This is a genomic window from Luminiphilus sp. nBUS_07 (genome assembly GCF_051201685.1).
In the GTDB taxonomy this organism is placed as follows: Bacteria; Pseudomonadota; Gammaproteobacteria; order Pseudomonadales; family Halieaceae; genus Luminiphilus.
Genome location: NZ_CP179213.1, coordinates 3,245,892 through 3,258,481, shown reverse-complemented (window position 1 = coordinate 3,258,481; position 12,590 = coordinate 3,245,892). Strand labels below are relative to the sequence as shown.

The 12,590-nt window shown below is 55.4% G+C and carries 9 protein-coding genes and 2 pseudogenes; 6 read left to right on the top strand and 5 right to left on the bottom strand.

All coding sequences use genetic code 11. From position 1 onward, the window contains the following. Positions 1-78: 78 nt before the first annotated feature. A complete protein-coding gene (locus ACMAZB_RS14460; RefSeq protein ID WP_435218174.1) occupies positions 79-567 on the bottom strand; it encodes an ATP-dependent zinc protease family protein in 489 nt (162 codons plus the stop codon). A 167-nt stretch (positions 568-734) separates the two neighbouring features. Here ACMAZB_RS14460 and rimK point away from each other — a divergent pair. The 6 genes and pseudogenes from rimK to ACMAZB_RS14430 form a co-directional block, all read left to right on the top strand. Next, positions 735-1,658: pseudogene (rimK, locus tag ACMAZB_RS14455) on the top strand (30S ribosomal protein S6--L-glutamate ligase); the annotation flags it as partial. After that, positions 1,641-1,940: a cation:proton antiporter regulatory subunit gene (locus tag ACMAZB_RS14450; RefSeq protein WP_435220095.1), complete on the top strand. Its 300-nt coding sequence runs from the start codon at positions 1,641-1,643 to the stop codon at positions 1,938-1,940. The pseudogene rimK and the gene ACMAZB_RS14450, both read left to right, overlap by 18 nt. Before the next feature lie 323 nt (positions 1,941-2,263). Further along, a complete protein-coding gene (locus ACMAZB_RS14445; RefSeq protein WP_435218172.1) occupies positions 2,264-3,445 on the top strand; it encodes a glycine cleavage T C-terminal barrel domain-containing protein in 1,182 nt (393 codons plus the stop codon). Next, a pseudogene (locus ACMAZB_RS14440) lies at positions 3,435-4,580 on the top strand (AMP-binding protein); the annotation flags it as partial. The gene ACMAZB_RS14445 and the pseudogene ACMAZB_RS14440, both read left to right, overlap by 11 nt. A 45-nt stretch (positions 4,581-4,625) precedes the next feature. Beyond that, positions 4,626-5,063 (top strand): AMP-binding enzyme, encoded by a 438-nt coding sequence (locus ACMAZB_RS14435; RefSeq protein ID WP_435220094.1) that lies wholly within the window; start codon positions 4,626-4,628, stop codon positions 5,061-5,063. An 848-nt stretch (positions 5,064-5,911) separates the two neighbouring features. Next, positions 5,912-6,853, top strand: coding sequence for a hypothetical protein (locus tag ACMAZB_RS14430; RefSeq protein ID WP_435218171.1), 942 nt, complete (start codon positions 5,912-5,914; stop codon positions 6,851-6,853). Here the strand turns inward: ACMAZB_RS14430 and ACMAZB_RS14425 are convergent. From ACMAZB_RS14425 to ACMAZB_RS14410, 4 genes are all read right to left on the bottom strand, one after another. After that, a complete protein-coding gene (locus ACMAZB_RS14425; protein ID WP_435218170.1) occupies positions 6,806-8,545 on the bottom strand; it encodes a DNA cytosine methyltransferase in 1,740 nt (579 codons plus the stop codon). The genes ACMAZB_RS14430 and ACMAZB_RS14425 overlap by 48 nt on opposite strands. 320 nt (positions 8,546-8,865) lie before the next feature. Further along, the gene (locus tag ACMAZB_RS14420) at positions 8,866-9,627 is read right to left on the bottom strand and encodes a hypothetical protein (RefSeq protein ID WP_435218168.1); all 762 of its coding nucleotides are present in this window, start codon (positions 9,625-9,627) and stop codon (positions 8,866-8,868) included. A 341-nt stretch (positions 9,628-9,968) separates the two neighbouring features. Beyond that, positions 9,969-11,144 (bottom strand): iron-containing alcohol dehydrogenase, encoded by a 1,176-nt coding sequence (locus ACMAZB_RS14415; protein WP_435218166.1) that lies wholly within the window; start codon positions 11,142-11,144, stop codon positions 9,969-9,971. A 10-nt stretch (positions 11,145-11,154) separates the two neighbouring features. Beyond that, positions 11,155-12,534: a glutamine synthetase family protein gene (locus ACMAZB_RS14410; RefSeq protein WP_435218165.1), complete on the bottom strand. Its 1,380-nt coding sequence runs from the start codon at positions 12,532-12,534 to the stop codon at positions 11,155-11,157. Positions 12,535-12,590: the final 56 nt, after the last annotated feature.

The window sequence follows — 12,590 nt, the reverse complement described above, 5'->3', positions numbered from 1 at the left end:
GTTCGTGCCGGCCCTCTGTCTTTTTAGCCCTCTTACCATTTTCGCCGTCTAATTTTTAAACCGCTAGGCCTTCAGCTACTACCGGCTGGCTCTCGGGTACAGCTCGGCTTCGTCTTCGGTGCCGCAGCAAAACGATAGGCTGGGGTCGACAATAAAACGCTTCTTCAATGACTGCCGGCCAATGAGCATGCGCAATCCCATATCGTCACGGTTGGTAAGGGTGACTTCGGTGAGAAAAGTGTGGCCTCCCAAGGCCAGCTGCATTTCTACAACGGGGCGTTTCTCGGTTTCGCCGTTAGAACTAGTGATTTTTCGGTAGTCGATGCATTTGGCCGAGCACTGAATCGCCGGGCGTCGCCGTCGCCTGACGGGGTGCACTTTAAAGTCGAGCCAATCGTCGCCCTTGTCGCTAGGACGTATGTCTACCGCATGCAGCGCCGAGGTTTTGGCACCGGTATCAATTTTGGCCAAGATGCCGGGTAAATTGAGGTCGGGTAGGGCGCACCACTCTTGCCAGCCAATAATAACCTTGGGCGGTTTGGGGCCGCGCCGGGCTTTTCGAACCATGGAGCTACTCACTGCTAGACCCCTTATTGGGGCAATAGTGCAATATGGCAGTTATTGGCTTGCGATTTCAATGGCATGCTCTAAAGTCTCGCTCCCGTTCTCACAGACTGAGGTAGTGGCTGCGCCATAGGACGGATTTTTTATTATTACCAAACCGGTTCGCACTCATGAAATTTGCCATTCTTTCTCGCGCCCCCAGGGCTTACAGCACCGTTCGATTTCGCGAAGCCGCCGAGCAGCGCGGCCACGAGGTAAAGGTGCTCAACACCCTCAATTTTTCGATTGACCTCGACCGGGGCTCCCCGGATTTGTATTTCCGCACGCGGCAGCTGAGCGACTATGACGCCGTGTTACCCCGAGTGGGCGCTTCGGTCACTTATTACGGCACGGCGGTGGTGCGGCAGTTTCAGGAGATGGGGATCTTTTGCGCCAATACCGCCCACGGCATTCTCAACAGCCGGGATAAGCTGCGTAGCCTGCAAATTTTGAGTCGCCACAATATTGGTATTCCCCGAACCAGCTTCGTTCGCGACAAGAAAGACGTGTTACCGGCCATAGAACGGGTAGGTGGCGCTCCGGTGGTGATTAAGCTCATTGAGGGTACTCAGGGCATTGGCGTTTTGTTGGCCGACACCGTGAAACAGGCCGAGTCGATTATTGAGTTACTGCAAAGCCAAAAACAAAACGTGCTGATTCAAAAGTTTGTTGCCGAGAGCAAGGGCCGGGACATTCGTGCCTTTGTCGTGGGCGATCGAGTGGTGGCTGCCATGCGCCGGGTGGCTCAGGGTCAGGAGTTTCGCAGCAACGTGCACCGGGGTGGTATTGCCGAGCCCGTTGAGCTTGACGACGAATACCGCGAGACCGCCGTGCGCTGCGCCCAAATTATGGGTCTCAACGTGGCCGGGGTCGACATGCTGGAAGGCAAAAACGGTCCCCAAGTTATGGAAGTTAATTCCTCCCCAGGGCTTGAGGGCATTGAGACTTGTACTGAGCTAGATATTGCCGGGGCGGTGGTCGACTACATTGCGGCCCAAGTCGACTTTCCCGAGATCGACGTGCGTCAGCGCTTAACGGTGAGTAAGGGCTACGGGGTGAGTGAAATTTATATTCCCGAGGGCTCCGAGTTTGTAGGCAAAACCGTGGCTGACTTTCAGCTTAATGACCGAGAGCTCAACGTACTCACGCTGTACCGAGGCACCCGGGTGATTCCTAACCCCCGCCTCAGTCGTGCTTTGGAAGCTGAAGACAAATTGCTGTGTTTCGGTAAGCTCGAAGTCATGCGCGGCATGATTCCTGTGCGCACTCGCCGGCGCCGTCGACCGGTACCTCAAGACCTTCCCGAGCTGGACGACAGCGGCAGCGTCGCCGACTGACGTTTTTATCCCCAAGCACGCCGTTATTGGGCCACTTGTGGGCTGTTTCCTGTATACGCCTAGGCGTAGCATTTCGGTTGAGTAAGGCTGCATCAAAGCTATGGTTTGGCTTTCGAGACCGAGGGCTCTGTCGTCACCAATAGGCTAATTGGCGCTATGGTGAATAGCCTTGAGCACGGCGCGATACACAGCCCTGCTACCAAGCGCTTGCTTTGCGCAGTTATAGGGTTTTTAGGGGGCACTACTCCCCGCAAAGCCCCCGATGGGATCACTGCAAAAGGCAGTGGCATGTTGAACAAATAATAAGATCGTGGAGTGTGGTTATGACAAACCAGCCATCACAAGAATTTGGTTTTGGAACACAAATACGCAAGTCACCTTACTTTGACGCCACGGTGCGCTGGGGTGCTCAGGGCTTTTCGGTGTACAACCATATGTACATTCCCCGGGACTTCGGCGACCCCGAGGAAAACTTCTGGAATTTGGTGAACACCGCCATTCTTTGCGACGTAGCGGTAGAGCGGCAGGTACAAATTACCGGCCCCGACGCAGCCCGGTTTGTGCAGCTACTCACGCCGAGAGATCTCTCGAAACTGGCAGTGGGCCAGTGCAAGTACGTCATGATCACGAACAACGATGGCTGTATTTTGAACGACCCGGTGCTGCTGCGCCTGGCGGAAGATAAGTTTTGGTTGTCTCTCGCCGACAGCGATATATTGTTGTGGGCTCAAGGGGTGGCGGTGAATGCCGGCATGGACGTTCACATTTGCGAGCCCGACGTGTCACCGTTGCAGCTGCAGGGGCCCAACTCGGGGGAGATTGCCAAAGTGCTGTTTGGCGACGATATTGCCGACCTGCGGTATTACTGGCTGCGGGAATACACTCTAAACGGCATTCCTTTAATCGTATCCCGCACGGGCTGGTCCAGTGAGTTGGGTTACGAGATTTACTTGCTCGACGGCAGCCGGGGCAGCGATTTGTGGGAAGCCATTATGGCGGCGGGGGAGCCCTTCGGGCTAAAGCCCGGCCACACTTCCACCATTCGCCGCATTGAAGGTGGCATGCTTTCTTACCACGCTGACATGGATAACCAGACCAACCCCTTCGAGGTGGGTTTGGGTCACTGGGCGGCTATTGATACCGACCTTGAATTTATTGGCAAGGCGGCGCTCACGGCTATTCGTGATGCCGGTATCACCCGACAGCAGGTAGGCCTGGTGATTGACGGCGAGGCGTTGCCGGCGCCGAACACGCGATTCTGGGAACTCAGTGTCAACGGCGCTCCCGTGGGCAAAGTCACCTCGGCGGTGTATTCACCCCGGCTGAAAAAGAACATTGCTCTGGCCATGGTCGACTGCGAAGCGGCAGCAGTGGGCACTGAAATAGCAGTTGCCATGCCCGACGGTGTGCGGTTAGCTACGGTGGTGGAAAAGCCTTTTTATGACCCCAAGAAACAAATCACTGCCGCCTCGCTGAGCGCGACCACGGCTGCCAGTGCTGTTTGATGGCCCCGAGTTAGCCAAGACCGCGGCGAACCACACGCCGCTGTCACCGGTGTCTATTTTAAAACGCGTCGAACGGGTTCATCCGAACTTACCCGCTCAGGTACATGGGAACATTCGCCGTAACTGGGGTGAGGTGGCGGCGCGCTGTAAACGGCTAGCCTCAGCGCTGGCAAAGCGCGGGGTGAGCAAAGGCGATACCGTTGCGCTTATTGCCCCCAACATACCCGAAGCACTCGAGTGTGCCCTTGCCGTGCCCATGCTCGGTGCGGTACTCAACGCCAACAACATGCGCCTTGAGGCCAGCACGCTGGGTTACATTCTCGAACATGGCGAGGCCTCGGTGTTACTGGTAGATACCGAATTTTCTACCGTGGCCGCAGAAGCCGTGCGCCTGTCGGGTCGCGAGCTGTTGGTAATTGATATTGAAGATACCGAGGGCCCCGGGGGTGCGTGTATTGGCGCACTGACCTATGAGGCCCTACTGGCTGAGGGCTCGGAAGACTTTGCCTATGCCTTGCCCGACGACGAGTGGGACGCTCTGGCACTGAATTACACCTCGGGCACCACCGGTCACCCCAAGGGGGTGGTGTATTCCCATCGCGGCGCCTGGACCAACTCGGTCAACAATGTTGTGACCTGGGAAATGCCTCACCACCCCGTTTATCTATGGACGCTGCCGTTGTTTCACTGCAACGGTTGGTGCTTCCCCTGAACCATTACGTTGCTCGCGGGTACCCATGTGTTTATGCGCGGCCCCACCGCCAAAGGCATTTACGCGGCCTTTGCCGAGCACGGTGTGACTCACCTCTGTGGCGCGCCCATTATTATGTCGATGATTGCCAGCGCTCCCGACGAGGAGCGTCAGCCCTTTGACCAAAAAGTGCGCATGATGACCGCTGCGGCACCGCCCCCGGCCCCGGTTATTGAAGCTATGGAAGCCATGGGTATTGCTATTACTCATGTGTATGGCCTGACCGAAGTTTATGGCCCCGCTGTGGTTTGTGCGGCGAAGCCCGAGTGGGCGGCGCTGCCTCTCGATGAGCAATCGAAGCTTAAGGCTCGCCAAGGCGTGGCTTATGAGCTGGAAGAAGACGTTTTAGTGCTAGACCCAGAGACCAGCTTGCCCGTGCCCCTAGACGGAGAGACCCAGGGCGAAGTGGTGTTTCGCGGCAACATTGTTATGAAGGGGTATTTGAAGCGCCCCGAAGAAACCGACGCCGCGTTTCGCGACGGCTGGTTTTGGTCGGGAGATTTAGCGGTGCAGCACCCCGACGGCTATATTGAAATTCGCGATCGCGCCAAGGACATTATTATTTCGGGGGGCGAAAATATCTCGTCAATCGAAGTTGAGAATGCCCTGTATAACCACCCGGCAGTCGACTTTGTCGCGGTGGTGGCTATGGCCGACGAGAAGTGGGGCGAGACACCCTGTGCTTTCGTAGAGCTTGCCGAGGGCAGCACGGCCACCGAGCAAGAGCTGCTCGATCATGCTCGGTCACTGTTGGCGGGGTTTAAGCGCCCCAAAAAAGTGGTGTTTGGACCACTGCCCAAAACTACTACGGGTAAGATTCGCAAGAACGAGCTGCGGGATCGGTTGCGTGAGGCTGCCGCCCATTAACCGATCGGTTAAGTCACAAAGCCTCGGGCAATTGGCGTTTAAGCATTGAGCCTGTTCTCGCGGTGCGGCGTACTTCCACTACCCGAACTAAAAGGTAAGCCTCGTCTTGAGAACGCGTGAAAAAGCTTGTGGGCAGTGTTCAGTGGTGTCACCGGTGCTGTACCGCTGCCGTTATGGCGATAGCCCTGAATGGCAGTTTCTGTGCGAGCCCTGCTTAAACGCGGTCAAAACAAAGCACGAAAAGAGCTATCAGTATGGTGGCACTTGGAAGGCTAAGAAGCGGTAGCCGAGGCTGACCACCCCGCTTACTGGGCCCTGCGCCCCTCGGCTTTTTATTGCCTGTCCCCTGGCTCTGCTCTTCATGGTCGTGGATGCCGTGCTTACTTAAGAGGCGCTTTAAGTTGTCATGAGCATCCATAATCGACTTATTTAATCCCGTCTCTGTCTGGACGATGAACCCAACCGCGGTACCCTTATCTTAAAATTCGGGAGCGCTTCAGCCATATCAATCACCTGAACAGTTTATTACAGGCCGGCAGCTCGAGGCATCCGCGTTTCTGCGCCTACTCCACAGGTTGCCGGCATTGCTAGATCTAACATCGCTGTTTTGACGGCCTTAAGTTGCCTGTCGGTGATCGCGATTATCTGTCGCTGCCTGCTTCCAATTCGTCCTTGAGGACCCTTGTTCTTTCTCGAACCGATAAAACCTCAGTCGAGTACGTCCTTGAAAAAATATAAATTGCCCTAGGGCATTGACTCCATTGCCTAGATTTGTTTCACTGTTTTAACGGCCTAGGGCAAAACAGATAACGCGCTAGGGCATTGAAATATAATACGAGGGCTTTGCCATGACAAGCAGCATTGAAATTATGCGAAAGCAGATAATCGACAGCGTTCTCTCCATTGAAACTGTGAGTAGGGCGTTTCCTGTTTGGCAACCTATCATTGAGGACCAGATATTAACAAAGATAAAAGCTCCGCGGTTGTTGGATGTAGATGGAACCGTGGCAGCAACTGCATTTCTTGAGGTCGCAAAGCATCTTCGAGATATCTTTCGGTCCACTGGTAGCTCTCCCGACGGCGAGAGCCGAGGACAAGATATGCTCTCTGGCGGTGGTGTCGCGTGGGAGGGTATTGTTTGTTATTACTTAAACCTAATGCTGGTTGGCTCGAATTCAGTAGTTTACAAAAAAGGCACCATGATGCCCCAGCCTGTGCGGGATGCTCTGTCGGTGTTTTATGGAAACATCAAAGCCAGCACTGAATCGGATTTAGTGGCGGTAACTTTCCCCGAGCACGATTCTCTTCAGCTCAGTGAGGAAATTGCGGCACCTAAAGAAGCCATGAAGCGACTTGCTGCCATTGCGGACCGAAATTTTCACGAACTGACGGTTGGTGTTATCCAGTGCAAGACGAACTGGAATGACAACGCACAAGTCCCAATGCTGTGGGATATGGTTTATGCGGCTCAGCACACTAAAAACGTGGTTGTGGGGTGCAACAATAGGTCATTGAGCCAGCTCAAATATTTCAGCTACGCTTTTGCCACGGCGCCGTCCAACAAGCTTGAAGTCTTTAAGCCTACGTCTTTGTCTGTCCAGCGGCTCGCAGCCTTGACGGGAGGTAATTACTGGGGAGTGGAAGGTCAGAGCGGGATTGCACAGGATCTATCCGCCTACTTCGCAAAAGCACGAATTGGTCCGGATAGTGGGCGGGCGGTGCGGGACTCTCTCGGCGCGGAGCTACCGAACTTTTCCCAGTGCTACGGGTACTTCCGCTTGAGTCTGTGATGCCCGGAGAGGTGTATCACTGATGATTGCAGTTCTCCCCACCGTAAGCAGCGCTGCGCATACCTTACCCAGCGCTTCCCCAAGTATGGGCGGAACAGCATTGCCTACCTGAGTGTACTGAGGCACTTCAAATCGGCGCCGAATACCCCCAGTAGTTTCCTTCGAGCGGAACACGAAGCCGTCAGGAAAGCTCTGGAATCTGGCCATCTCGCGGACTGTCAGCGTCCGTTGATCCATTGTTTCCAAATAATGGCAGGCATCATCAGGGATGGACAGAGCCGCCGGAGCGGGCTTATCCCGATTAAGTGCTCTCTGGCTACGCTTTTTGGTGTGTAGCAATTCGAGGAGTCTGAACAGTGCAGAACTATCAGTAATCTGAATGCGTTCACCTTCCGGGTTTAACAACCAGTTCTGCTCCTTTGCCAAGGTTTGCAAAATCGACTTTGGCATACAGTCACCAAGTCCAAGGAGCTCTCCTGATTCTATGGCTTCAGTTGTTGCGCTGGTAAGATAACGAATTATCCCTTTTCGCTCACTGGCTTGCAGCCTTTCAACTACTTGGTAGAGCCTAAAGCGCGCTTGAATTTTTTTGCTGTTGCGCCGCATCACATGGTTCGGGGGCTGGGCATCATCATGATAGACCACCGGTTCCATCAGCCGGTTGATGTGCTGAACGTAATCTCGCTTACCCACCCTCTCGCTGCACAGATCGCCGATGGCTTCTCCTACAGTAAATTCGAGGCCAGCGTATGCGCTCAAGGGAGCAAAAATGGGAGAGTTAAACAATTCATTTGGACGCTTACCGCTAATGTGCGCCTCGAGATCATGGACGGCCATAAATTCGTGCGGAAAGTCTACTTTGTTAGAGACGCCACGGACCGCCATTGCAAAACCCATCGCTTGAATGAGTGCATTACGAACCGGCTTGTCGTCGCAAGCTTCGATAAGATCAGAAGCCAACTGATCATCAAAAGCAAGCATGATAAATCTCCGACGGTTCTGAGCTGCGCCCGCATACTTCGCATTCACATGAAGGCAAAGTGGTACATAGCCTTGGTCCGCAAAAACTCGAGCGACATTAACGGAGGCATAGTGCTTTCCAGAATTATCGCTAAAGGGGCGAAGTATCCCCGTGACGTTCTCTAGCAGGGCCATTCTCGGTCTGACCATAGAAACAAAGTCGGCAAATGCGTATGGCAGGGAGTTTTTCTCGTCATTTTTGTCCCGTAAACCGGCCATACTAAACCCTTGGCACGGTGGTCCACCCGATACGAGATCAACTCGCCCCTCACCGAAAGCGCCCTTGATAACGGACAGTAATTTTTTGCCTTCCGGTCTTTGAAAAGTTTTGTTCAATTGCAGAATGCTACCGACTATTAGGCCGCCCTTGAGTGACTCAGGCCCCTTCGAGCTAAGAAGGTCATTGTAAACGGTCGTGGGTTCACCCATGAGAAAATCCACCGGACACTCCGACCATCTAGATGGGTCATTTCTCGGGAATGAAGAGTCTCCCCATTGAATGTTGTCGGGGGTATTACTAGGGTTTTTAGAAGCGTCGAAACCAAGGAGGTTGTACGCGAACGTCTCGGCCGCCATCGGTGAGAGTTCATTGGCCAGCAGCATCTCAAACCCTGCTGCTTCCAACCCTAGGGACAGGCCTCCGCAGCCGGCAAAAAGTTCAATGTGGTTCATTTGCTACTACTTCTGTGTTTGGAGGCCCAGTGTATCCTGTATTTATGAACAGCTCCAGGCCTGCTTTCGGGTTTGACCGCCTATATCTGCGCAGCGGGGGTCATAATAGATCCATATGGGTATGGTGTGCAGGAGTTAGTAGAGTTCAAGCTTCCGGTGCCGCCGCATCCCCGGAGAACGCTTTACATAAATTGAACTCAAACTGAGGATAAGACTAAGAGGGGGAGCGACGACGCTTTTGATGCCAATGGCTAGTTTGGCCTTCTGACTCCAAATCCTGAGTGCCCATTAGATGTGTCCAAAACTAGCCTCAGCACACCCTACAACACAATCACCTCAGGCCCCTGAACCTCCCTCGCCCACTCCTTACAATGCCCTACGGCCGAACCAATGCCCGCCTGCGCTGAGGTCAGCGAATAACTGAGTGCTTCTGTCCATACGCCGCTGGCTTTGCGGTAGCGCAGGTCGGCTTGTGGCTGTTCTTGCAGGTCCTGAATGAAGCGGGTGCTGGCTTTAAAACTCACCGACAATAAGCCTTGGGGCCTATCGCTCTCGTCAAATTCGAAGTGTATCTGGGCGTTAATTTCCCCTCGGGGTGCATCACCGATTTGCGCCTGCATGGCCGTAGGGAATCGCCGTCCATTGAGTTCCTGCCAAGAGGCTTTTTCTTCTTCGTCGAAGGTTTGCAGGTAGTAGTCGAGCACCGTCAGGGTGGCACGGCAGCGCTGGGTCGCGTCAAAGTGAATCGCCAAATAGTTGTCGGCCACATTATCGCTTTTCAGCAGCACATAGGCCGAGCCTCCGGCATCTTTAAACACCGGTGCGTAGCTCGAGGGGGTGGCGCTGGTCTCGGCGTGGCTGCCCTGGGCAACAACAGCCGCTAGCCCCGCAAGCACAGACTTTTTACTGAGTGCTTGGCGCATGGCTTCGCGCAAGGCTCGGCGTAACGAGCGGCGGTGGGCTCGGGCGCACCGTGGGTGGGTTTTTCGGGAGAGATTGTTCTTGCGGCCGTTCGCTGTTGGCCTTGCTGCGCTGAGGGTAGTTGTAGTCGCCAGTTTTTGCGTGTGCTGTGAGTGTTCCATAACGTGTCGCTCCGATTTGCCTGCCAAGGGGTCTAGAACCTGATTAAGACAAACAAAGGTGGCGGCACCGTTATGCAGTGCTGTGCAACGGCGATCAAATGTGGCGAATTATGGCAGGGGCTTTTTTACCTTCACGTGCATGTCCGTGCCCTTACCGACGGCAACGAGAGGTTTATCGTTAGTTGCACAATGGGTACGCGCGACATGGCAGGGCAATAAACAGCCCGATAGCGCGTAGCCATGTTGCAAGGCCGTTAGCGAGAAGCCAGAAGCCAGGCGCAGGTAAAGAGGTGCGGGTAACCCTTGGGCCACCCTTATCTCAACTTAGCCTCACCCAAGGCTTAGCCTATCGCGTTGAACTCTCCGTTTACGGCATTGCGAAACAGCGCGCTGTATTGGGCAGGGCTAAAGGCAATAGGGTTGGTCGCGGCGGTGGGGTCTACCGCGGCCTCTTCGCCAATAAGCTCGGCGTCGCTGTCATCAATGCCAATGTCGAGCAGCCGAGGGGCAATGCCTATCTCCGTTCGCAGGTTCACCACCCAATCAAAAAAGGCGTCAAAGCTAGGGTCTTTCAAATTGAGGTATCGGGCCAGCTCGGTAATTTTGGGTTCAATAGCGCTGCGATTGGCGTGCAAAACATAGGGCATAACAATGGCGTTGAGCAGCCCGTGGTGAGCGTTGTAATGCGCCCCCATGGGGTGGGCGAGGGCATGCATGGCTCCCAGGCCTTTTTGAAATGCGGTGGCCCCCATCGATGACGCCACCAGCAATTGGGTACGCGCCTCAAGATCGCTGCCGTCGTGAACGGCCCGGGCCAAATATTGCTGTGTCAGGCGAATGCCCCGCAGGGCAATGCCCTCGGCCATGGGGTGAAAGGCCGGGGTGCAATAGGCTTCAAGGCTGTGAGACAGGGCGTCCATACCGGTGGCTGCGGTTAAGTGACTGGGCAAGCTCAGGGTCAGTTCGGGGTCTAAAATAACCACCGAGGGCTGCATCTGAGGGTGAAATACCAAGCGCTTTTGATGTTGGGCGCTATCGGTGATCACCGAAATTCGGCCCACCTCCGACCCCGTGCCTGCGGTGGTGGGTACCGCAATAATCGGGGCAATGCCTTCGCTCTTGGCCAGCATCCAGCCGTCTTCAACGTCAACAAAGTCCCACAGGGGGCGGTTTTGCCCCGAGGCAAAGGCGATAGCTTTGCCGGCATCAAGGGCCGAGCCGCCGCCTAAGGCCACCACGCCATCGTGATCGCCAGCATGGAAGGCCACCACGCCGGCCTCAACGTTTTCAAGAGTCGGGTTGCCCTGAACATCGGCAAACACGCCGCTGGTCATGCCCGCGTCATCACAGGCGGTTTTTATGGCCGTGACCATGGGCAGGGCGGCCAAGCCCGGGTCGGTCACAATGAGCGGTGCCCGTATGCCCTGCTGTTGGCAAAACTCGGGCAACGCGGCAATGCGCCCGGGACCCACGGCCATTTGGGTGGGAAAATTCCAGTCAACGGGTTCTGTTGTCATAGGTATGGGCTCAAATAATTTCGAAATAACGTTGCAGTTCCCAGTCGCTCACGTGCTTGCGATGCTCCGAGGCTTCCCACTGCCGGCTAGCAGAAAAATGGTCGACAAAGGCATCACCAAACAGGCTGCGCGCCGTGCGGGAGTGCTTAAAGATGGCAGTGGCATCGCTTAGCGATTGCGGCAGGGCGAGGTGCCCCGGGTGTGTTTGGTCGTAGGCGTTGCCTTCTACCATGGGCTCGGGCTCGAGGCCCTCCGCAATGCCCGCCAGTCCCGAGGCCAAGGCCGCGCTCAGGGCCAAATAAGGGTTGGCGTCGGCCGGTCCTACCCGGTATTCCACCCGCTGCGAGCTGTCACTACCTGGTATTAGCCGCAGGGCGGTGGTGCGATTTTCGCAGCCCCAGGTGGCATCGGTGGGTGCCCAAAACCCCGGCACTAGGCGGGTATAAGCGTTCACGGTAGAGGCCACCATGGCTAGCAGCTCGGGCATATAGCGCTGTTGCCCGCCAATAAAGTGCCGCTGGGTCTCGCTCATGGTGAGGGGTTGGTCGGGGTCAAAGAATGCCGAGCGGCCGTCGTCTTTGTGGCGCAGCGATAGGTGTATATGCCCCGACTGCCCAGGGTAATCGTTGGACCACTTGGCCATGAAGGTGGCCATAAGGTCACGGCGCTGGGCCCAAACTTTGGTAAAGGTTTTAAACAGAGCCGCTTTGTCGGCAGCGTTGCCGGCCTCATCTACGACAAGTGCTGCTTCAATGACCCCGGGGCCGGTCTCGGTATGCAGCCCCTCAATGGGAAAGCCCATGGCCTCACCCATATCCAGTAGCTCCTGATACAGCTCGGCGTGCACCGAGTTGCGCAGCATGGAGTAACCAAAAAAACCCGGCGTTATGGGCTGTAAGTTTTGATAATTTTTTTGTCGCACCGAGTGGGGGGTCTCGTTAAACAAAAAGAACTCGTATTCAAAAGCGGCGTGGGCGGTATAGCCCATGTCGGCGGCGCGCTCTAGGGTGCGTGCCAGCACGTTGCGCGGGCAAAGCGCCGCGGCGTCGCCGGCAAACTCACATAAAAACAGCAGCATGCCCGGTTCAAAAGGAATGTCCCGGCAGCTGCCGGGCAACACCCGCACTGGGGCATCGGGGTAGCCGGTATGCCAGCCGGTGTACTCCACGCCAACACCTTCATAAAGCTGATCGCTCGAGTCCCAGCCCAGCACCACGTCGCAAAAGGCTAGGCCTTTATCGAGGGCGGCAAAGAACTTTTCTTTACGCAGGTATTTGCCCCGCATGACTCCGTCAATGTCGAACAAGCCAATTTTGACGTGGCTCAGGTTGCGCTCGCTGACAATACGCTTGGCGTCGTCAACGCTTTTTATGTCTTGGGGTGTCAGCACAGTCGTGGGATTCCCTCGTCAGGTTGCCGCAGTGGTAATAGGGTAGCGAAACCCCA